A 22,364-nucleotide genomic window follows, 5' to 3' on the forward strand; every position below is an offset into this window, starting at 1 on the left:
GCCTTCGGTGCCAAAAACGCGGCCTCGCCGCGTTTTTGCATTTGAGGGGTGCAAAGGCGCACCGTCTCGATCCACTGGAAGGGTTCGCACCAATCGCGTGCGGGCACCGTTTTTGCTTGAATGCCGAAGCATTCACCTTCCCCTAACGGATCGATCTCCGCATGAACAAGCGCCAACTGCTCCAGTCCTTCCTCGCCGCCTCGGCCATCTGCTTCGGCCTCACACCGGCCCTTGCACAGAGCCCGACGCCGATCAAGTTCCAGCTCGACTGGCGCTTCGAAGGGCCGGCCGCGCTGTTCCTGCACCCCGCGGCCAAGGGCTACTTCAAGGCGGCCGGGCTCGACGTGACCATCGACGCGGGCAACGGCTCGGGCGGCACCGTCACGCGCGTGGCCTCGGGCGCCTACGACATGGGCTTTGCCGACCTCGCGGCGCTGATGGAGTTCCACGCCAACAACCCCGACAGCCCCAACAAGCCGGTCGCGGTGATGATGGTCTACAACAACACGCCGGCCTCGGTCATGGCGCTCAAGAAGAGCGGCATCACCAAGCCGGCCGACCTTGCCGGCAAGAAGCTGGGCGCGCCGGTGTTCGACGCGGGCCGCCGCGCGTTCCCGATCTTCGCCAAGGCCAACAACATCGGCGCCGTCAACTGGACCGCCATGGACCCGACGCTGCGCGAAACCATGCTGATGCGCGGCGACATCGACGCCATCACCGGCTTCACCTTCACCTCGCTGCTCAACCTCGAGGCGCGCGGCGCCAAGACGGCCGACGTGGTGGTGCTGCCTTACCCCGACTACGGCGTGAAGCTGTATGGCAACGTCATCATCGCCTCGCCCAAGCTCATCAAGGAGAACCCGGCGGCGGTGAAGAAATTCCTCTCGGCCTTTGCCAAGGGCGCGAAGGAAGTCATTGCCAACCCGGCCGTGGCCATCGAATCGGTGAAGGCGCGGGACGGCATCATCGACAGCAAGCTCGAAACCCGCCGCCTGCAACTGGCCATCGACACCGTCATCAACAGCCCTGACGCACGCGCCGAAGGCTTCGGCGCGGTCAACGCAGGCCGCATGTCGCTGATGGCCTCGCAGGTGTCGGACGCCTTCAACACCAAGACGCGCGTGAGCCCCGACGCGGTGTGGACCGCTTCGCTGCTGCCGCCCGCCGCCGAACTGAACATCCTGCGCAAGTGATGGCGGACGCATCGCAAGACGCGGCCGCAGCCCCCTTCGTCGACTTCCAGGACGTCTGGCTCGCCTACAACGAAGAGCTGCTGCGCGCCAACCACTTCGCGGTCGAGGCCATCGACCTGAAGGTCAAGCGCGGCGAATTCATCGCCATCGTCGGCCCCTCGGGCTGCGGCAAGTCGACCTTCATGAAGCTCACCACGGGGCTGAAGATGCCCTCGATGGGCAAGATTCGCATCGACGGCCAGCCGGTGACCGGGCCGCTCAAGATATCGGGCATGGCCTTTCAGGCGCCTTCGCTGCTGCCGTGGCGCACCACGGTCGACAACGTGCTGCTGCCGCTGGAAATCGTCGAGCCCTACCGCTCGAACTTCAAGGCCAAGCGCAAGGAATACGTCGAGCGCGCACGCAAGCTGCTGCAGAAGGTGGGCCTTGCGGGCTATGAAGACAAGTTTCCGTGGCAGCTCTCGGGCGGCATGCAGCAGCGCGCGAGCATCTGCCGCGCGCTCATCCACGAGCCCAAGATGCTGCTGCTCGACGAGCCCTTCGGCGCGCTCGACGCGTTCACGCGCGAAGAGCTGTGGTGCATCCTGCGCGACCTCTGGACCGAGCAGCAGTTCAACGTGATCCTGGTGACGCACGACCTGCGCGAATCGGTGTTCCTCGCCGACACGGTGTACGTGATGAGCAAGAGCCCGGGGCGCTTCGTGGTCAAGCGCGAGATCGACCTGCCGCGTCCGCGCGAACTCGAGCTCACCTACACGAAGGAGTTCACCGACATCGTGCTGGAGCTGCGCGGGCACATCGGAGCCATCCGCAATACCGGCATCAGCGCAGCGCAGACGGCCGCGGCCGTGTCTCACTGAGCGGGCGCACCATGAAGAACACCAAGCAAATCGAACGCTGGTCGCCATGGCTGCTGCTGGTCGCGGTGCTCATCCTGTGGCAGGTCATCTGCGCTGGCTTCGAGGTTTCGGACTTCATCTTCCCGAGCCCCTGGCGCATCTGGACGCAGTTCTGGGAATACAAGGAAATCATCGCGGGCCACGCGTGGCGCACCTTCTGGGTCACGATGGCCGGCTTTGGCCTGGCGATCGTGGTGGGCGTTCTGCTGGGCTTCGTGATCGGCAGCTCGCGCATCGCGTACGCGGCGATCTACCCGCTGATGACCGCCTTCAACGCACTGCCCAAGGCGGCCTTCGTGCCTATCCTCGTGGTGTGGTTCGGCATCGGCGTGGGGCCGGCGATTCTCACGGCCTTTCTGATCAGCTTCTTCCCGATCATGGTCAACATTGCGACCGGCTTGGCCACGCTGGAGCCGGAACTCGAAGACGTGCTGCGCGTGCTCGGCGCCAAGCGCTGGGACGTGCTCATGAAGATCGGCCTGCCGCGTTCCATGCCCTACTTCTTCGGCTCGCTGAAGGTGGCGATCACGCTGGCTTTTGTCGGCACCACGGTGAGCGAGATGACCGCTGCCAACGAAGGCATCGGCTACCTGCTGATCTCCGCCGGCTCGGCCATGCAGATGGGCCTGGCCTTCGCGGGTCTGATGGTGGTGGGCGCAATGGCCATGCTGATGTACGAGCTCTTCAGCGTGATCGAGAAGCACACCACGGGTTGGGCGCACCGGGGTTCGCAGAATCAGTAAGTAGGCCGCGCCGGATTCAACATCGGTGCCTGCCACGGATCAAGTGCGGATCAGGTGAGATGCCAGCGCCGGCTGTGCTGCCCCTGCTTCGCGAACACGTGGGCGAGGTGCTTCTTGACTGTGTTGACACTGATGCCGAGTCGCTCGGCGATCTGCTTGTTGGTCATGTCCCGGTACATCAGCGAAAGCACCTCGTCCTCGCGTGCGGTCAGTTTGATTGCAGGTGATATCGCGCAGGACGCCGGCCGCCCGCCGCCTGCCTTCAATCGCAGCACAGACAGATAGAGTGCCTGCAACACCGGGCCCGGGAAGCCCAAGGTGCCTGCCAGCACGGCATCCAGCGATTGCGCGAACTGCTCTGCGCTCGCTGTCCACTCGACGCAGCCGCGCGCCTGACTCCGGATCGCTGCATCCAGCCCCAGCATGGAGGGCTCCTCCCAGCCGAGGAGCCAGTCGGTGGCTGGAAAGCGGCGGCGCAGATCGTCCAGTTTGTTGACTCTCTCCGGTGAAATCAACGCGATGTCCACCAACAGCAAACGAGGCGCCTGCTGCCGGCAGCAGGCTTCCAGGTCAGAGATGCTTTTCATTTCCGCGTACTCGACCTGATACATCTGCTCAGCCCAGTGCCTCGAGGCCAACAGGTCCAGCCCGGACAGCGGCGATGCGCGACCTGGACAGGTTGCGACGAGAACCGGAACACGGACTTCGACTGCAGGGCACGGGGCAGGAGATGGAATCTCCAGGCAAGCCGGCTGAAAACAGCTCGATGTCCACAGCGTGGGTGGCGCAAATGGCGACGGGGGGCGGAAGTCTTGCGTGAACGGCCGCGGATCTGCGTTCCACGCAGGTTCCAGCCCAGCAGACGACAGTGGGATTTCTTCCATGGCTTCCCCCGGGGCACTTGTTTTGGAGGTATCCGGAGGTTAATGATAAAGACCGCACCATCGTGCAGATAGGTCCGCGGACCTCCCAAGGTATCAAAAGGTTAAGGGCATGAGAGCGCACGCCCGGCACGACGCGTCATCCTTTGGGTGACAACTTTTATCCCATGGACAAGGCGCCGTCTGACGGCACAGCATGCCTCCTCTGCTGATACGTGAGCCTGGTTGATTGGCGGCGAACGCGCCTCAATCGGGTGCACTGATTCCGATCGGCGGGTTTTTTCTCAACCAAGGAGTGTTTATGCCCGCGCTAAATTTGACGGCTGGCTCGACCGTCACCCTGGACGAATCCGCCAATCTGCAGAACCTTGCCGCTACTCCCGCCGTTGCCGGCGACAGTAACGACAATGACATCTCCGCAAGCTCGCTGCCGACTGCCTTCAGCAGCCGCCTGGCGGCCCAGAGTGTCGGGACCGCCATCAACGCCGCGTTGAGTGGCTACAACGGGTCCAATACCGGCACCAACGCATTCACATTCAGCATCTCCGGCACGGTCACCGATGTGTCCTTCACGGACACGAACGGCGCTCCGCTCAATGGCTTCGACAGCGGCCTCAATACAGCCGACGGCGAAGACATCTTCCTTTACACCGACACGACCAACAACAACGTCGTCTACGGGAAGACCGCCCTCAATGTCGTCGTGTTCGCCGCCTACCTGGAGGAAACGGGAACCCCGGTGACCGGCGCCAAGATCTGGATGGTCCAGTACGAAGCGATATCGGACCCGGATGCCACCAACCCCGACGATGCAGTCAACCTGCTCGACAAGGTCTTCGTCAGTGTCAGCCAGGATACGGAGTTCAACCTCGCAGGCGCGCCATCCGGCCAGAACCTGTTCCTGATGTTCACGAAGGACAATCCGACGATCGTCAACGGCCGGATTTCCGACGTGTCGATCATCGCGACGGGGAAGGACCCGGCAAATCAGTCCGGGGCCAACCCCAACAGCACCGCCGACGATATCAACATCACGACCGGCGACACGATCAACACCAGCAAGGCCGGCGGGCCGACCACGTTTGGCACCAACAGCCAGATGATCACCGAGCAGGAAGGCATCCGCTTCACGTTCGTGACCGGCGCCAGGGCGGACGTCACCATTCCGACCCTGGACCAGAACGAGGCCGATCTGGAATCGAACATCGACTTCACCGGCATGTTCGGAGCAAGGACTGCCGATTTCGACGTTGTGCAGTTGCAAAGCGGAAAGACCGCCCAGATCAAGATCACCGCATACAGCACGGCGCTCGAGGCCGGCAACAGTTTCATCGAGGGCTATTCGGGCGACCAGGTGATTTCGATCACGAGCGTGCGCGTGCTCGACTCCGTCACCGGGGCGGCCCTGGAAACCTTCTCGAACGGCGCCGAGGGCGGACAGAGTTCGGCCATCGTCATCAGCGTCACCGGCGGCATCGCAACAATCACCGGCGTCAAGTCCGGCTACTCGATCGAATACACGACGTCAGCGGACCACAACCGCGTACTCATCGAAAACGGGGCCGACCTCAATGCCTCGGGCAACACCCACGCGGACTTCGACATCGGAGGTTTTCGGCTGCTGCGGGTTTCCAACGCAACGGCAGAGGTCGGCTCCATGATGGTCTTCGAGGACGACGGCCCGTCCATCGTGCTGGCAACGCCCACCGATACGGCGCTGCTCAACACCCAGGACGCACAGACCGTCGGAGCAGCCACCGACTCCGCCACCCAGGACTTCGCGACGGCCTTCGGCACAACTTCGAGCAGCTTCGGCACCGACGGGGCAGGCACCACCGACTCGACCTTCGCGCTCGGCGTGAAGACGCAGGGCGAAGACTCCGGGCTCAAGAGCGATGGCGCCACCATCTACCTGTACCTGCTGAACGGCAAGGTCATCGGCTCGACCTCCGCCACCGAGGCCAGCGTCTCGGCAGCCAACACCGTCTTCGACCTGGCCGTGAACGCAACCGGCTCGGTAACGCTGCAGCAGTTTGCAGAAATCGACCACGCGCTGCCGGGTGCTTCGTCGAACTACGCGGCCCAGCAGGCCACGATGGCCGACGATCTGATCACCCTGACCAATGCCGTGACGCTCACCGATCGCGATGGCGACACCGCCGCCGATTCCGAGCTGCTCAACATCGGCGCGAACATCAAGTTCGACGACGACGGCCCGTCCATCGTGCTGGCAGCGCCCACCGACACGACGCTGCTCAATATCCAGGACGCACAGACCATCGGGGCAGCCACCGACTCCGCCACCCAGGACTTCGCGACGGCCTTCGGCGTGACTTCGAGTGGCTATGGCGCCGACGGGGCGGGCAGCACCGCATCGACCTTCGCGCTCGGCGTGGCAACGCAGGGCGGCGCATCCGGGCTCACGAGTGACGGTGCGGTCATCAGGCTGTACCTGGTTGCCGGAACGGTCATAGGTTCGACCTCCGCCACCGAGGCCGGTATTTCGGCGGCCAACATCATCTTCGATGTCGCCGTGAGTGGCGCCGGTTCGGTAACGCTGCAGCAGTTTGCCGAAATCGACCACGCGCTGCCGGGTGCTTCGTCGAACTACGCGGCCCAGCAGGCCACGCTGGCCGACACCTTGATCACCCTGACCAATGCCGTGACGCTCACCGATGGCGATGGCGACACCGCGACCGATTCCAAGGTGCTCAACATCGGCGCCAACATCAAGTTCGACGACGACGGCCCGACGGTGACCGCCATCTCCGACCTCACCGGAGCGAACGACGCGCAGCCCATTGCGGGAACCTACAACTTCTCCATTGGCGCCGACGACGTGGACAACTCGTCGACCGACGGCATCGTGCTGAACAGCCTGACCGGAACGACCGGCGGCGGGCGGCCCATCACCGATACAGCCGTCTCTCACTTTGCCGAAGACGCCACGACCGTCACCTACAACTTCAGCTTCAACTACTACCCCGGGCCAACGTCGACGACAACGCAGGCGGCAACAGGCACGGTCGTCTTCAACAAGACAGACGGTACTTACGCCTTCGATCTGGATCAGGTCTTCGGAGGACAAACGACGTTCTCCACGAGTGCGCCGCTGGCATCCTTCAACTACGACACGGAAGGCAACAACTCGCCGGAGATCGTGGTCCAGAAATACAGCAACGACTTTTTCGGCGTGCTGTCAGCCAGGGCCTCCTCGCCTCCGAGTGATTCCAGCGATCTGTTGGCGGGCGGCAATCACGCGTTCCTGACGGGCGAAACCTTCACCAGCCAGACCGCGGGTTTTGTCAACGTCGCAACCAACACCCTCGGGGTGAACTCCGATACCGTCCAAGCCGGCGAGTTGCTGAACTTCGACTTCTACAAATCGAATCCGGTGAGCAACCCCAATCTGACGAGCCCGCCGCAGCGACCCGGGGCAACCATCGTCGGTACGGACACGGCCTACGCTGACGCGATCAACATCACGATCGATCAGATCACGGACGGCGAAGATGTGGCTGTTCTGCTGAAGCTGTTCAATGCGTCGACCAACACCACCACGACCAGGCTTCTGATCGCCAACTCCGCGGCGGACTATCAATCGGCCGGAGGAGGCCTGAAGGTCGTCAGCATCGGCGAGGACGACTACGACAGCGCCAATTTCCAGATCACGGGCGTGCAGGTCCTGAGCAGCACCGAAGAAATCACTGGCACGGGTATCAGCCTGAGCGGCCATAACGCGGTGAATCTGACCGCGACCGGTTCGAACTATGCCGATACGGCGGACAACGATGTGTTCAAGATCATCAAGATCGATGTGATCACGTCGGCGACGATCAATTCGGACGTGGACCTGAACTTTGTGGGTCAGGTGATCGACGGCGATGCCGACTTCGCAGGCTTCAACTTCGATGTCCACCTGGAGATCGATGGCGTGGCCAACCTGATAGGCACAACCCAGAAAACGGAGGCGATCGCGTAACGAGCTCTGGAGCAAGGGGGCAGCAGAAATGCTGCCCCCTTCTCACTTGGCCTGTATTCAGGCGTACTGATGTCGAACCTGCGGGGTGGTATGAAGCCTCAGGAAAAGTCTGGCGAATTGCGGCAGGCGGTGACAACGCTCCACTCCTACTTCGTACGGGCGGCCTGGTTCAGTGTTTGCTCCGGCCTTTTGCTGCTGGCTCCGAGCGGGTACATGCTGGAGGTGTACGGGCGCGTCGTGAACAGTCGCAGCACGCTCACGCTGGCCATGCTGACATTGCTGGTTCTGGCCGCCTACTGCCTGATGGAAGTACTTGATTGGGCTCGCTCGGAAGTGATGTACCGGGCCGGGCAGAAACTGGATCAGAAGATGCGCAACCGCGTGTTCGTCGCCGTCTTCGAAGCGGGGCTCAAGCGGTTGCCGGGCGGAACCGTGCAACCGCTCAACGACCTGCGGACCTTGCGGGAATTCCTGTATTCGCCGCCATTGCTGGCGCTGATGGAAGCGCCGGTTTCGCTGGTCTTCACGGGGCTGCTGTTCGCCATCAGCCCGGTGCTGGGCTGGTCGGCTGTCGTGGGCTCGCTGCTGCAGGTGTTTGTCGGTTGGATCAACGACCGGAACACGCGGCCGCCGCTGGTGTCGGCCAATCGATGCGCGATCGAAGCACAGCAGTATGCGGACGCTGCGCTGAGAAACTCGCAGGTCATCGAGTCGATGGGCATGCTGCAGGACGTCCATCGCCGCTGGATGGGCAAGCGGCGCGATTTCCTGCAGCGCGAGGCCCTGGCTTCGGACCGTGCTGGGGCCTGCCAGGCCGTCAGCAAGTTCCTGCAGGTCACCATGGGTTCCCTGTTGCTCGGCCTGGGCGCCTGGCTGCTGCTGAAGAACCCGCTCAATGGCAATGCCGCAATGATGGTTGTCGGCTCGATCCTGGGCGGCCGTGCCTTGGCGCCGCTGGTGCAGCTCGTGACGCAATGGCGCGCGGTGGTCAATGTCTGCGATGCATGGCAACGCCTGGACAGCCTGTTGAGCGCCATTGCCCCGAGACCGGAAACGATGTCCTTGCCACCACCCAAAGGCGCGCTGCAAGTCGAAAGCCTCGTGGCAGGCGCGCCAGGCAATGGTCCGGCCATCCTGAAGAACGTGGCCTTCGCCCTGGCGCCCGGCGAGGTGCTTGCCGTCGTGGGTCCCTCTGCCGCGGGAAAGACGACCCTGGCACGCCTGATCGTCGGCCTTTGGCCTGCAGCGAGCGGCAAGGTGCGGCTGGACGGCGCAGACGTGTTCGCGTGGGACAAGAGCGAACTCGGCCCGCACATCGGCTATCTGCCGCAGGATGTGGAATTGCTCGACGGCACATTGGCCGAGAACATCGCGCGCTTCGGGGAGGTGCGACCTTCGAAGGTCAAAGCGGCAGCATTGGCCGTCGACCTGCACGCGTACATCACGAGCCTTCCGTTGGGCTACGACAGCCCGATCGGACCCGAAGGGGCCGTGCTGTCGGGCGGGCAGAGGCAGCGGGTCGCGTTGGCGCGCGCGATTTATGACGAGCCAGCACTGGTGGTGCTCGATGAACCGAATTCGAGCCTCGACGACGCCGGCGACGCAGCACTGGCAAGCGCCATCCTGAATCTCAAGGCGCGCGGCACGACGTTCGTCGTCATGACGCACCGCACCAGTGTGCTGGCCGTGGCGGACAAGATGCTGGTGCTGTGCGACGGCACGATGCAGGCGTTCGGCGCACGCGACGAGGTCCTGGCTGCGCTGCGGCAAGCCACCGAGCAGGCGGCGGATCGGATGCGCAAGGCAGAAAGCAGCCTTGCATCGAAGCGGCGCGATGCCGGAAACGCTGCAAGCATCGCGCTTCAGGCGCACCCACTGCCATGAAGAAACCTGCGTTCTTCAACCGCAGCGAACTGGGGCGCGCTCTCTGGGAGTTCCGAAGAGAGTTCTTGCTGGTTGGATCGTTGAGCTTCCTGACCAATCTGCTCATGCTCGCGCCGACCATCTACATGCTGCAGATATTCGACCGCGTGCTTGCCAGTCAGAGTGAACTGACCTTGCTCGCGGTTTCCTTGATCACGCTGCTTCTTTTCGGGGCGCTGGCCTTGTCGGAATGGCTGCGCTCGCGTCTGCTGGTGCGGGCCAGCCTGCGCTTCGACCGGCAATTGAGCACCCGGGTGTTCAACGGGAGCTTTCAGGCCTACCTCGGCCAGTCGGTATCCACCGTGTCAAGGCCGTTCGCAGACCTGAACCAGATCCGCCAGTTTCTGACCGGCATGGGCGTCTTTGCGCTCTTCGATGCACCCTGGACGCCGATCTACATCGCGGTGATCTTCTTTCTTCATCCCTGGCTCGGCGTCCTGGCGCTCGGGTTCGCCCTGGTCCAGGTCGCACTGGCCTGGTTCGGACAGAGGAAGACCGTCGCGCCATCGGAAGCGGCCCTGAAAGCCGCGAGCGAGACGATGAGCGACCTGCAGGGCAAGCTTCGCAACATCGAGGTGCTCGAATCGATGGGCATGGTCGCCAATCTGCAAAAGCGCTGGAACCGCCAGCATGCGGCCTGCATGGACAAGAGCACTTCCGCTCATGGCTTTGTCAATCGCGTCGCCGGCTGGAGCAAATTCATACGCTACAGCCAACAGTCGCTCGCGCTGGGGGCGGGCGCGCTGCTGGTGATCGATGGCCAGTTGTCGCCGGGCGCCATGATTGCGGCGAATGTGCTGATGGGCCGCGCCCTCGCGCCCATCGACCAGTTGCTCGGCACGTGGCGGGGTTTTGTCTCGTGCAGCGCTGCACTCGAGCGTCTCGAAAAGCTGTTGGCCGACTTCCCCGGGCAGGCCCCTGTCCCTCCCCGGGCCGGACCTACCGGCGAGATCAGCCTGCAAGGCATCTTTGCGGGGGCTGCGGGGCGCGCGGCGCCCATCCTGAAGAACATTTCTTTTGCGGTCCCCGCAGGAACAGTGGTCGCGCTCTTGGGACCTTCCGGTTCGGGCAAGTCCACGCTGGTGAAAGTCATGGTCGGAATCTGGACCGCATCCCGCGGCGCGGTGCTGCTCGATGGCGTGCCGATCCGAGGCTGGAACCGTCTGGAGCTGGGTCCGCATCTTGGCTATCTGCCCCAGGACGTCGAGTTGTTCGCAGGCTCCATTGCCGAGAACATTGCGCGGCTCGGCGAGGTCGACTCGCGCAAGGTCATAGAGGCCGCATGCAGCGCCGGCCTGCACGAGACGATCCTGCGCTTTTCCAAAGGCTACGACACCCTCATCGGGGACGCGGGCCACCTGCTTTCCGGAGGGCAGAGGCAACGAATCGGACTGGCCCGGGCGCTCTATGGCGACCCGTCGCTCATTGTTCTGGATGAGCCGAATGCCAACCTGGACGATGACGGGGAAGCAGCGCTGCTGCGAGCCATACGGGAATTGAAGGCCAAGGGGAAAACGGTGTTCCTGGTAACCCACCGCCAGGGCGCGGTTGCCGTGGCCGACCGCCTCATGGTTCTGGGCGATGGCGAATTGACAGCAGACGGACCACGAGATGCCGTGCTCGCGTCTTTTCGTCGCCCTCAGCCTGACGTGCGACCGGCGGCCCTGGTGCAGTCGGCCTGATCCGGCGCCGTCCTGTACTCGACTCATCTCGCAGGGAGTTCCAAATGGCCAAACCGAATCTTCTCAGAGACGTGACTTCCATCCCCTCGCCTGCCAAGGACGATCGGTCGCAGGATGCCGATGGACTCGGGAACGAGTTCGGACGCGCAGGGCGAATCGGCGTGTGGGCCTTGGTCGCCGGATTCGGCGGGTTTCTGCTGTGGGCCGCGTTTGCTCCGCTGGACGAAGGCGTGCCCAGCCAGGGGCAGGTCGCCATCGACACGAAGCGTAAGGTTGTCCAGCACCAGATCGGAGGCATCCTCAAGGAGGTGCGGGTCGGCGAAGGCGATCAAGTCCAGGAAGGCCAGCTGCTGTTCAAGCTCGACGACGCCGCAGCCAGAGCGAGTTTCGAAACCGTGCGGCAGCGCTACCTGGGGTTTCGCGCCATACAAGGCCGCCTGCTGGCCGAACAGGGGGGACAGGACGCCATCGACTTCCATCCGGACTTGCAGGCGGCAGCCACGGACCCGCTGATCCGGCAGCAGATGTTCAACCAGGAGCAACTGCTCAAGTCGCGCCGCGCCGCCTTGCGCGCCGACCTGCAATCGATCGAAGAGAACATCCAGGGCCAGCAAGCGTTGTCCCAGGCTTACGCAAGCATGTTGAGCAGCCGCCGGACCCAGCTTTCGCTTCTCGACGAGGAATTGACCCAGACACGCAAGATGGTCGCCGAAGGGTATGCCCCGCGCAATCGCCAGCTGGAGATGGAGCGTCAAATCGCGGAGTCGAGCACATTCATTGCCGAACTCATCGGCAACACGGGCCGGGCCCGGCGGTCGGTCGCGGAGCTTCGCCAGCGTGCCATTGCCAGGCAGCAGGAATACCATAAGGAAGTGGAAACGCAGCAGGCGGAAGTCAGCCGCGAGGTGCTTGGGGACTTCGAGAAGTTCCTCGCCTTGCGGGACGAACTGGGCCGCACCGAGATCCGCTCGCCCGCTTCGGGCCAGGTGGTGGCACTGGTGGCGCAGACCGTGGGCGGCGTGATCGCACCGGGGCAAAAACTGATGGATGTGGTGCCTGCCAACGAGCCCTTGCTGCTTGAAACGAGAGTGCCGCCTCATCTGATCGACCGCGTCCACGCCGGCATACCGGTGGACGTGCGTTTCTCTACGTTCGCCCATTCTCCGCAGCTCGTGGTGCAGGGCAAGCTGGTTTCGGTCTCCGGCGATTTGTTGACGGACCCCCAGACCAACACGAGTTATTTCCTCGCGCGAGTGGCGGTGACGCAAGAGGGCCTGAGAAAGCTGGGCAAACGTTCGCTGCAGCCTGGCATGCCGGTCGAGGTGGTTTTCAAGACGGGGGAACGCTCGCTGCTCATTTACCTCCTGCATCCGCTCACCAAGCGCATCGCAGCCTCCATGACGGAAGAGTGAGCAGTGAAAAAAACCGCGCTGGCATTCGCTGCTGCCGGCCTTCTCTGGGGGCCGGCCTGGTCGCTCGACTTGTCTCAGGCCTACGGGGAAGCACTGGAACAGGACTCGACGATCCGGTCGGTGCGGGCAGCCACGGATGCCCGGCGCGAACGCCTGCCGCAGGCCCGCGCGCAACTGCTTCCCAACTTGTCGGCAAGCGTCTCGCGCTATCGGAACTGGCTGGAGAGAACTTCGCCGGACGCCTCCGGGCACCTCGTCACGTCCAACCTGCGCTACACCAGCAGCAGCGAAGTGCTGAGCTTGAGGCAACCCATCTTCCGCATGTACCAGATGGCCGACTACCGGCAGGCTCGGGCGCAGGTCGACGATGCCGAGGCGATTCTCGAACGCGAATTGCAAAACGTCGGCGTTCGGGTGAGCGGCGCCTATTTCGAGGCACTGCTGGCCGAGGAGCATCTCGCGCTGGTGCTCTCGCAAAAGACGGCTTACACGACCCAGCTCGATGCCGCGCAGAAGCGGCTCGGTGCAGGTTTCGGCACGCGCACCGATATCGATGAAGCACGCGCGGCCCTGGACCTCAACGTCGCACAGGAATTGGAGGCGCGCCAGAACCTGGACTTCACACGCAGGCAACTCCAGAGCCTGGTCAACCGCCCGATCGACGGGCTGGCGTCGCTGGACCCGTCCAGGATGCGGCTCGTTCGGCCGGCGCCCGACCGGGTGGAAGACTGGATCGAGCGGGCCGAGCTCAACAGCCCGGAACTCCGGTCGCTAGGCGCCCAGGTTGAAGCAGCCCGGCACGAGCTGGAGAAGGCACAGGCAGGTCACTACCCGACGCTGGACGCCATCGCCCAGTGGTCCCGCAACGACAGCGACACGATCACCAGCATCAAGACCCGTTACAACAACAGGTCCATCGGCTTGCAGCTCAATATTCCTCTCTATTCGGGCGGCCATGTGAGTTCCACCGTGAGGCAGGCGCTCGCAGACCAGCAGCGGGCAGAAGAGGCCCTCGAAGCCCTGCGCCGCGACCTCGGGGTGCGACTGCATCGCGAGTTCCGCGGCGTGACCGAAGGCATCTTGAGGGTCAAGGCCCTTGAACAGGCGGTGCGCTCCGCGGAGCAGGTCGTCATCTCGAATCGCCGCTCGTTCGAGGCCGGCAGCCGCACCTTGCCCGACGTGCTGAACTCGGAACATCAGAAGGTTTCCGCCCAGCGTGATCTGGCGCAGGCCCGTTTCGTCTACCTGATGTCGCGGATACGGTTGCAGGCACTCTCTGGCGGCGCCAAAGCCGAAGTCATTGACGAGATCAACGGCTGGCTCACGCGCTGACGGCGGCAGCGATCTAAATCGGCAGGCCGAGAACACACAGGCGCTACACGCGAGCGAAGCGCGCCGGTCCCTCCACTGTCCAGCCGCTGCCGCAGGCCGGATCGAGGTCGCGATGGCACTGCGTGAGCCCGTCGTCCAGGTCGAGGGTGACGCCGATCCGCCAATGGCCGGTGGCGCCGCGCTCCACCTGCAGCACGGCGAAGCCGTTGCCGGTGCTCACGGCCGCCGTGACCATGGTGGCGCCGAAGGCTCCTGGCGTGGCGCCGAGGTCGACCTGGCCGTCGAGCCAGAACGCGTCGGGCCGCGCATTGACGAAGGTCCAGGGTGCATACAGGCCCGAGGACACGACCGAGATCACCTCCACAGGCTCGCCCGCCGCCTGCAGCCAGAGGCTCGACACGCTCGACATATGGCGGTCGCCCGACAGCACCACCACGTGGCGCGCGCTGGTGTCGCGCAGCAGTTCGAGCAACGCGCGCTGCGAGGCCGGGTACCCGCTCCAGTCGTCCAACCCCAGGCGTTGCGCGGGGTCGCCGAAGACGGCCGCACGCGGCATCGGGAACAGCGCCACCGGCGACACGATGAACTTGGGCAGTCCGGCGGGCGCGGCCTCCAGCCACTTCTTCAGGTCGCCCATGCCGGCCTCGGCACGGATCGCCGCCTGGTCCAGCGGCGCGGCAGGGGTCGCGGCTTGCGCTGCGGTGCGCAGCGCCCGCTGCTGGCGGGTGCTGCGCGTGTCGAGCATGTAGAACGGAAAGCCGGCCGGCGCAATGCGGTAGTCGAAGGGGCGCTGGTCGCGGCCCGGGCCGATGTCGTGCACCAGCTTGTGCTGTTGCGCGAAGTAGCCGTCGAGCGCGGCGCGCACGGCCGGCGTTCCATAGGGGTCGGGGCCCGGCTCCCAGTCGTCCATCACCTCGTGGTCGTCGAGCAGCGGATAGGTCGGCAGCGAGGCCATCACTTGGCGCAGCGCCTCCAGCCTGAAGGTGAGCGCATAGGCCTGGCCGACGTCGTCGCCGCCCGCCGGCACGAAGAGCCCCGCGGTCTGGTCGACATACACCTGGTCGCCGGCCAGCACCAGCAGTTGCGGCTTGTGCGGTGGCGCGAGCACCTCGAGCCGCTGCGCGAGCCGCCGGTACGACGCCTGTGCAGGCACCCGGTCGACCAGGCCCGGCACGTACTGGCAACTGGCGAGCGCGAAGCACAGCGAGGCCTGTGCGGGCTCGCCCTCGCGCTGCACGGCGCTCGTCCATGCGGGGTCGAGGCGCACCACGGCACGCTCGCGCTGCGCGTCGGTCGCTGCGTCCAGAGTTTGCATCACCTGGCGGCGGATGGGCTCGATCGGCTCGTCCTGCGGCTGCGCGAACAGCCCGGCCTCCAGCCGCCGGCCCAGCACGTCGACGGGGCCGCGTGCCATGGGCAGGTCGTCGTGCGCCGTGAGCACCGCGAAGCCCTGGTACTCGGCGAGCCGGTCGTCGAAGAGGTCGATTTCCACCGCCTCCTGCAGGAGTTTTTCGCGCGTGGTCTGCAGTCCCACCATCCATGCGAAGTCGAAGCACCATCGCCCGCCGCGGCGCCACGCGGGCACGAAGACCACGGCGCGCGCCGACACATGCGCGGGCGGCGGGCGCAGCGCCAGCCGGCAATGCAGCCGGCCCGCGTTGCCGGCCACGCGGCTCGCATGGCCGAGCCATGGGCCGGTCCACGGCAGGCTGGCCCGCCAGTCGGGCGGCACCGGCGTGTCGGGGCCGGGCTTCTTGTCGAAGGCCTCGAGGAACCGCACGATGTGCGGAAACACGTCGCTGCAGGCCTTCTCGCCGATCAGCGTGTCCTGGTGGCCGTAGGCGCCGAGCACCAGCAGCTGGTGCGGGGTGCCTTCGCCGAGGAACAGGTCGCCCCCCGAAGGGTTCGAGGAGTCTGGCGGGTCCGGCAGCTCCGGGGGCTCCCGCGGCAGGCCACCGTCCTTGCCGAACACGCGCTTCAGCAGCCAGAAGCTCTCGTACGAGCCACGCCAGTCGAACACCGCGTTGCGCTGCCCGTGCAGCATGAACACCGGAAAGTCGAAGCGCTCGCCGAGCTGCTCGAAGCCGACCGCGTGGCCCTGTCCGCCGGCGTCGGTCAGCACCTCTTCGCGGGCGTAGTTGCCGACCTGGGCGAGGCCCCGCAGCTTCACGAAGCCGTATATCGAATCGAGCGCATCGAGCGTGTCCTTGCCGATGTTGTGTAGCCGCATGGTCTGGCCGAAGATCGCGTCGGCCCGGTGCCGTACGGCCGCGAAGCCCGGTGCCTTGCGCAGGCGCTGCGCTTCGCCGTCTTCATCAGGGTAGGGAAAGGTCGCCAGCAGGCCGTCGACGAGCAGGCGCTGCGTGTGCGTCAGCGCGGGTCGCGTGTCGAACTCGTCGATGCCGATGAACTGCTGCAGGTAGCCCGCCACATAGCCGCGGAAGCGGTTGAAAGCCGTGGCGCGCAGCAGCGGCCCCACCTGCGACAGCACCACCGCGCCAATGGACGCATGCAACCCCGGCAGGCGCAGCACCGCCACGCTGAACATGGCGGCGCCGATGCAATGCGCCACCACGTCGACCTGGACGGGCGCTACTTCGTCGGGCGTCGCATACGCCGCCTGCACGGTGCGCAATGCATCTGGAATGTCGGCCTCCGCCACTTCGTCGAACGACCAGTAGGCCCGCGGCCGGCACGAGAAGCCGATGCTGGTGCGCAGGTCGAGCACCCAGACCTCGCGCCCGGCCTCGAGCAGGCTGTATACCAGGTTGCCGGGAATGCTCTTGTGCGCGAAGGTGGAACCGCTCGCGCCGTAGCCGTGGATCAGCATCACGGGCCGCGTGCCCGCGCGACGCGCCGGCGGGCGGTAGCGCGACAGCAGCCGCGGCGGCGCGCTGCCCGGGCCGGCGGCGGTGTCGAGCTCGACCGGCTCGGGCCGTACGCCGTACACCTCGCCGGGCAGCCGCTCCCAGTCGCGCTTCGGCGAGTCGGGCGGCGGCACGAAGTGCAGCAGGTGAATGTGCAGCACGATGCGCAGCACCCACAGCGCCAGCTCGGCCAGGTCGCCCAGCTGGTTGGGCATGTCCTGCTGGTGCTCGACGCGCAGCAGGGGTTGCAGCTTCTCGACGAAGTAGGAAGGGTCCAGCACCATCCGGCCCAGCGGCTCCTCACCGAGGGGGCCGATCCGCTGCAGCTCGCCCTCGCTCAGCTGCCGCCACGGGTTGCCGCCTTCGACGAACGCGATGCGCTTGGTGAGCCGCAGCCGATCGCCCTCCTTCAGCGGCGCGCCGTTCTCGACCCGCGCCACCGTCCAGTCGTATTCGATGAGGCGCACCTGCCCCAGGTGGGAACACAGCGCCATCAGGTCGGCCATGACCGGACCGTCGAAGGCCAGGTTCTCCTCGCCGTTGCCGCCGTTCGGGCCCGCCACGGACGCGCGCGAAGGCAGCAGGACCTCCGCCAGCGCCTGCAGCTTCCTGCGCGCCAGCGCGTGGCTGCGCAGGATGCGCTCGATGCTGTCGCACTTCTCGCGCACCAGCATCGACACGGTGCCGGTGCAATGCGCGATGGGCGCTTTGTTGCCCTTGCCGAAGCGAAGGATCACCGCCGGCTGGGCCAGCGTGCGCGGCGTCGCGCGAAGGGCCGGTATGTCGACGGGCTCGAATTCCACCTCGGTGCTCAAAGCGAAGGACTGGCCGTCGATGCGCACGCGGCCCGTCATCCGCTCGCACATCGAGACACGCGTCGGCGCGGACGTGCGGGGATGGGTCAGGTCACGGCGCAACGGACGCTCCGACGCCGGGGGTTGCGGCGAATCCGCCAGCGCCAGGCCCCAGTCCGCGGCCAGCATCGGTACAGCGCGCTCGGCCAGTGCCGCGATGGTGAGCGAAGGGTTGATGCCGAGCGACACCGGCACGATCGAGCCGTCGAGCACCGCCAGGCCAGGCAACAACGCGGCATCGGCAACACCGTCGTGGACGCGGCCCCAACTGTCGACCACGCCGCGCTCGCGCCCTTCGGCCATGCGGCAGCCGCCCAGCGGGTGCACGGTGAGCACCGAGCCCACCGGAGCCACCAGGGACTCGAGGCTGCGAAACGGCGGGAGCGGATTCCACAGCGGGTTGGGCAGCACGCGTCCGCCGAGCCCGCCGGCGCCGTCGTGAGCCACATGCAGCGCACGCATCTGCGCCGCGAACACCGGCAGGGCCGCGACCTTGTTCCACGCGACGCGCACCTGCGCGTCGGCCAGCACCGCGTCGCTGCCGCCTTGGCCGACCGGTTCGATGGTGCCGGCGGCGCCGTCGTCGCCCATCATTCCGTAGACCGGCGTGCGGCGCAGCATGTCGTCGTCCACGGCCAGCGGATCGTGCACCTCGTCCGGCGCGTGCAGGTCGAGGTCCATGCGCGCGAGCGCCTGCAGGGCGTCTGTGGTGCTCACCACTTCGGCCAGCAGGCGGCGCAGCGGCGCGGGAATGGCGAACTCCTCGATCACCAGCGGGCGCTCGCCCTGCTTCGCGCGGGTGCGCAGCAGCCCGGTGATGGTCGGCCCGATGCCGCGCTGCGCCGGCGCGTCGCCTTCGGCCGCGCTGGACAGCGCTTCGTCGTCCTGGCCGGCCGCCACCGCAATCATGTCGCCGTTGGCCGAGAAGCCCGCGCCCAGCGCCTGCGAGACGGGCAGACCCGCGGCCCTGGAGCGCAGCAGCAGCTCGGTGGAGCCCAGCGTGCCTGCGGCCACTACCACCCGCCGCGCGCGCACCACGTAGGGCCGGGCGTTGTCGGTGCGTGCCTTGCGCCGGTTGGTGAAGAAGAACTCGACCGCATAGCCGGCCCCTCCCGGCAGGGCCACGATGCGGTGCGCGGTGCCACCAGTGAACAGGCGCGCGCCCCGCGCATGGGCCAGCGCCAGGTAGTTGGTGTCCAGCGATTTCTTGGCGCGGTGGTTGCAGCCGCTCACGCAATCGCCGCAGCGCAGGCAGCCATGCATCGCAACCTGGGCCGGCGTGCGCGTGCCGTCGGCGAAGGCGATCGCAACGTGGGCCTTGCCGCGCGCCGCATGCAGCCGCGCACCGGCTTTCAGCAAGGAATCGAGCTTCGACACGCTCTCGGGGATCTGCTCCAGGCCCAGCATGGCTTCGGCCTTGTCGTAGCCGTCCGCCAGCGCGGCGAGGTCGAGGCCCGCGGGCCAGGCGCCGCCCTCGAAGGCATCGGGCGTTGCGCGTTCCATCACTGCCGCATTGATGAGCGACCCGCCGCCCAGCCCGTTGCCTAGCAGCGCATTCACATCGCCGCCCAGGCGCAGGTCGAACAGCCCCGAGGCATTGCCGCGCGCGGGCCTGCCGTCCTGCATGCTGAAGCGCACGTGTCCCGGCAGCTCGGCAAAGGTGGCCGGAAATTCGCCCGGCAGGTATTCGCTGCCGCGCTCCAGCACGTAGACCCTGATTGGTACCACGCTCGGTGCGGTGCCCGGCGGTGCGTCCACCGGCAGCGCGCCCGCCAGCCGTGCCGCCGCCACCGCGCCGCCGTAGCCGCTGCCGATGACCAGCACCTCGCAGTGCAGCGCGTCGGGCGGTGCCGCGACGATCTCGCGCACCAGCACTTCAGCGCCCTCCGAGAGCAGACGGTCGCCCGGGGCATCGTCGTGGTGGCGGCCTCCGTTGTTCATGTTCGACTCCTCGCGGGTTGGTCGCGAACTCAGGAACCTTCGATGGCCGCGGCCAGTGCGCGGCCGAGCCTCTGGTCGTCGACGGGCTTGCGCAGCAGCGGCAGCGCCTGTCGCCGCGCCGCCTCGACCACCGCCGGGTCGGTATCGGCCGTGACCATGACGATGGGTAGCGCGGGCTGTGCGCAGCGCTGCTCGCGCAGGCGCTCGGCGGCATCGAAGCCCGAGACGCCGCCGCCGAGCCGGCAGTCAACCACCACCGCGTCGGGCTCGTCGACCTGCCCCAGTGCTTCGTCAAGCGTGGCGGCGGACAGCACGCGGCAGCCCATCGCTCCCAACGCGTTGAGATAGGCGCCGCGCACCATCGGGTCGTCCTCCAGCACCAGCACGCAGCGCCCGGCCAGACTCCACGGCGCACCTGCGCCGTCACCCTCGCAGCCGTCGACGCCGACGGCTGCGGCGCGCGGCAGCCGCAGGCGAAAGCAGGCGCCCGCGCCAAGGCTGGACTCGAGCTCGACCGGCACGTCCAGCAACTCGGCCATCCGCCGCACGATGCCCAGGCCCAGGCCATGCCCCGCGGCGGTCGCGATGCCTGGGCCCGTCGCCTGGAGTTGCACCAGGTCCTCGAACACGATCCGGTGGTTCTCGGGTGCAATGCCGGGGCCGCTGTCCTGCACTGTCAGCTCGACCTCGGCGTCCGATGCGCCCGATACATCCGACGCATCCCGCGTGCAGACCCGCACCTCGACCCGTCCATCCGCGGGCGAGAACTTGATCGCGTTATCGACGAGATTGGCCAACATGCGGCGCAGCAGGTCGGGGTCGGTGCGCACCGCCAGACCAGGCGGGCAGGTGATGTGCAGACCGACCCGGCGCGCTGTCGCCGCAGCGCCGAAGCTGGCCATCACGGCTGTCAGCAGCCGGTCGATCCGCACGCGCTGGGGCTGAGCCACCACCACGCCGGCATCGAGTTTCGAGACGTCGAGCAAGGCGTCGAGCATGGCGCGCAGCTGCTCCAGGCTGCTGTCGACCACTTCGACGATCGCGCGCGCATCGGGCGCCATCGCCACGTGCCGCAACGCACCCACGTTGAGCGCCATCGCCTGAAGGGGCTGGCGCAGGTCGTGGCTGGCGCCGGCCAGGAAGCGGCTCTTGTCGTTGTTGGCGCGCACCGCCTGGTCGCGGGCGATGGCCAGCTGCGCGCGCTCGAACTCCAGCGAAGTAGCCAGCGCCTGGTTCTCGGCGCGGATGCCGAACGACTCCTCGAAAGTCTGCAGGTTGCGCCGGGCAAAGCGCGTCTGCACCCCGAAGAACATCAGCACCAGCGCGCCCACGCCCCAGCCGAGCCAGCCGCCGGCCACCAGCCACATGGCCGCAGTGGGCATGAAGAGCAGCCCCGCGTAGGCCAGGAAAGCGGGCATCACGGTCGCGCTGGTGGACACGGCACCCGCGCCCCAGGACACCAGGATCATCGTGAGGACCGCGTCCAGCGTCGGGTCGAGCCAAACCATGAACAGCGCCGCGGAGCCGTTGCAGGCGCCGATCAGCACATTCCAGCGCACGGTGGCGCGCAGTCGCGCGGCGATCGGGCGGGCCCGGTCGGCGGCCATGCGCGCGAGCGCGGCGGCACGCCACTCGCGGCTGGCGATCACCGCCGCGAACCAACCGAGCACCCAGGGTGCCGAAACGTCGCGCCAGACGATGGCCGCGACGACAACGGCGGTGAGCAGAATCTGCCAGCGCAACCCCACGGCCTGCTCGGCGACCACCTGCAAGCGCCGTTCGTCCAGCTCGTCGAGTGCGGCCGCCATGTTCACGTGGCCTCGAGCGCCCATGCCGCCTGCGCGTCGAAGACGCGGCACAGGGCATCGGTGCGGTTGCGCGCGCCAAGCGCCCGGTAGACCATCGACAGGTGCACCTTCACCGTGCCCTCGGCAATCAGCAGTTGGCGCGCGATCAGCTTGACCGGCATGCCCCGCATCGCCAGCGCCAGCACCTGGCGTTGGCGCGGCGACAGCTCGATGCGCAGGAAGCCGGCGAGATCCTCGCGCGGCAGTTCGTCGGGGTCGCGCGCGCGGGTCACGTCATCGGCCAGCACGAACTCGGCCGGCAGGTAGATCTTGTGGCGCAGCACCACGCGCAGGGCTGCCTCCATGTCCTCGAGCCGGTACGACTTGGGGATGAAGCCGGCCGCGCCGGCCTCGATGACCTCGCGCACGCGCTGCGGCGAGCTTTCCGCAGACTGCATGCACACGGGCGTGGCCTCGAAGTGCGCCTTCACGGCCTTGAGCGCAGCGAGCCCGGAGAGTTGGGGCAGGTGGTAGTCGAGCAGCAGCAAGTCGACACCGGCTGGGTCCAGCTGGCAGGCCTGCTCGGCGTCCCGCACCGCTTCGAAATGAAAGGGGCGGCCCGGTTCGATCTCGGCGGCCATTCGCTCCAGCAGGAGTCGGGTGCCGTTCCAGACGATCTCGTGGTCATCGACCAGAAGAACCTTCATACAGACCTCTCGTCTACGGTGGCTCTCCCCGTCCTGAATGCAGGTTAGCGCAAAGCCCCCCAATAAGCGAGTGCGCGCACCTACACCAACGGCCTAGTCGGATGGCCACGCCGGCACCGCGCCGCAGCCTAGGCGCTGCGTTCAATTGTTGCGGCGGGCAC

Annotated in this window: 12 protein-coding genes; 8 read left to right on the plus strand and 4 right to left on the minus strand. The window is 66.4% G+C overall.

Features of this window, described 5'->3' with window-relative positions; translation table 11 throughout:
* Positions 1–161 precede the first annotated feature (161 nt).
* Genes BMW87_RS28055 through BMW87_RS28065 form a run of 3 tightly spaced genes read left to right on the plus strand, consistent with a single transcriptional unit; the run spans position 162 to position 2,835 of the window.
* On the plus strand, positions 162–1,193 hold the full coding sequence (locus tag BMW87_RS28055; RefSeq protein ID WP_093058142.1) for an ABC transporter substrate-binding protein: 1,032 nt from the start codon (positions 162–164) through the stop codon (positions 1,191–1,193).
* Positions 1,193–2,053, plus strand: coding sequence for an ABC transporter ATP-binding protein (locus BMW87_RS28060; protein WP_093080536.1), 861 nt, complete (start codon positions 1,193–1,195; stop codon positions 2,051–2,053). The genes BMW87_RS28055 and BMW87_RS28060 overlap by 1 nt, the downstream gene beginning before the upstream one ends.
* An 11-nt stretch (positions 2,054–2,064) precedes the next feature.
* Complete coding sequence (locus tag BMW87_RS28065) at positions 2,065–2,835, plus strand: ABC transporter permease (RefSeq protein WP_093058140.1); 771 nt, start codon at positions 2,065–2,067, stop codon at positions 2,833–2,835.
* Between the two features lie 50 nt (positions 2,836–2,885).
* On the opposite strand, the gene BMW87_RS35210 is transcribed toward BMW87_RS28065, so the two are convergent.
* Positions 2,886–3,446, minus strand: a complete 561-nt coding sequence (locus BMW87_RS35210) for a response regulator transcription factor (RefSeq protein ID WP_093058190.1) — start codon at positions 3,444–3,446, stop codon at positions 2,886–2,888.
* Positions 3,447–3,945: 499 nt separating this feature from the next.
* On the opposite strand from BMW87_RS35210, the gene BMW87_RS28075 reads away from it, so the two are divergent.
* The 5 genes from BMW87_RS28075 to BMW87_RS28095 all read left to right on the plus strand — a co-directional run bounded on the left by BMW87_RS28075 (position 3,946) and on the right by BMW87_RS28095 (position 14,047).
* Complete coding sequence (locus BMW87_RS28075) at positions 3,946–7,698, plus strand: DUF5801 repeats-in-toxin domain-containing protein (protein ID WP_256216945.1); 3,753 nt, start codon at positions 3,946–3,948, stop codon at positions 7,696–7,698.
* A 90-nt stretch (positions 7,699–7,788) separates the two neighbouring features.
* Positions 7,789–9,582 (plus strand): type I secretion system permease/ATPase, encoded by a 1,794-nt coding sequence (locus BMW87_RS28080; protein WP_093080541.1) that lies wholly within the window; start codon positions 7,789–7,791, stop codon positions 9,580–9,582.
* On the plus strand, positions 9,579–11,303 hold the full coding sequence (locus BMW87_RS28085) for a type I secretion system permease/ATPase (RefSeq protein ID WP_093080543.1): 1,725 nt from the start codon (positions 9,579–9,581) through the stop codon (positions 11,301–11,303). The genes BMW87_RS28080 and BMW87_RS28085 overlap by 4 nt, the downstream gene beginning before the upstream one ends.
* A 44-nt stretch (positions 11,304–11,347) precedes the next feature.
* The gene (locus tag BMW87_RS28090) at positions 11,348–12,715 is read left to right on the plus strand and encodes an HlyD family type I secretion periplasmic adaptor subunit (RefSeq protein ID WP_093080546.1); all 1,368 of its coding nucleotides are present in this window, start codon (positions 11,348–11,350) and stop codon (positions 12,713–12,715) included.
* Positions 12,716–12,718: 3 nt separating this feature from the next.
* Positions 12,719–14,047, plus strand: coding sequence for a TolC family outer membrane protein (locus tag BMW87_RS28095; protein WP_093058135.1), 1,329 nt, complete (start codon positions 12,719–12,721; stop codon positions 14,045–14,047).
* A 43-nt stretch (positions 14,048–14,090) separates the two neighbouring features.
* Here BMW87_RS28095 and BMW87_RS28100 read toward each other — a convergent pair whose 3' ends face one another.
* Genes BMW87_RS28100 through BMW87_RS28110 form a run of 3 tightly spaced genes read right to left on the minus strand, consistent with a single transcriptional unit; the run spans position 14,091 to position 22,203 of the window.
* Entirely contained in the window at positions 14,091–19,709 is a 5,619-nt protein-coding gene (locus tag BMW87_RS28100; RefSeq protein ID WP_093080549.1) for an alkaline phosphatase D family protein, read from the minus strand.
* 29 nt (positions 19,710–19,738) lie between these two features.
* Positions 19,739–21,517, minus strand: coding sequence for a hybrid sensor histidine kinase/response regulator (locus tag BMW87_RS28105; RefSeq protein ID WP_093080551.1), 1,779 nt, complete (start codon positions 21,515–21,517; stop codon positions 19,739–19,741).
* A gap of 2 nt (positions 21,518–21,519) precedes the next feature.
* Positions 21,520–22,203, minus strand: coding sequence for a response regulator (locus BMW87_RS28110; protein WP_093058132.1), 684 nt, complete (start codon positions 22,201–22,203; stop codon positions 21,520–21,522).
* Between the last annotated feature and the right edge of the window lie 161 nt (positions 22,204–22,364).

The organism is Variovorax sp. OV084 (genome assembly GCF_900111625.1).
GTDB lineage: Bacteria > Pseudomonadota > Gammaproteobacteria > Burkholderiales > Burkholderiaceae_C > Variovorax.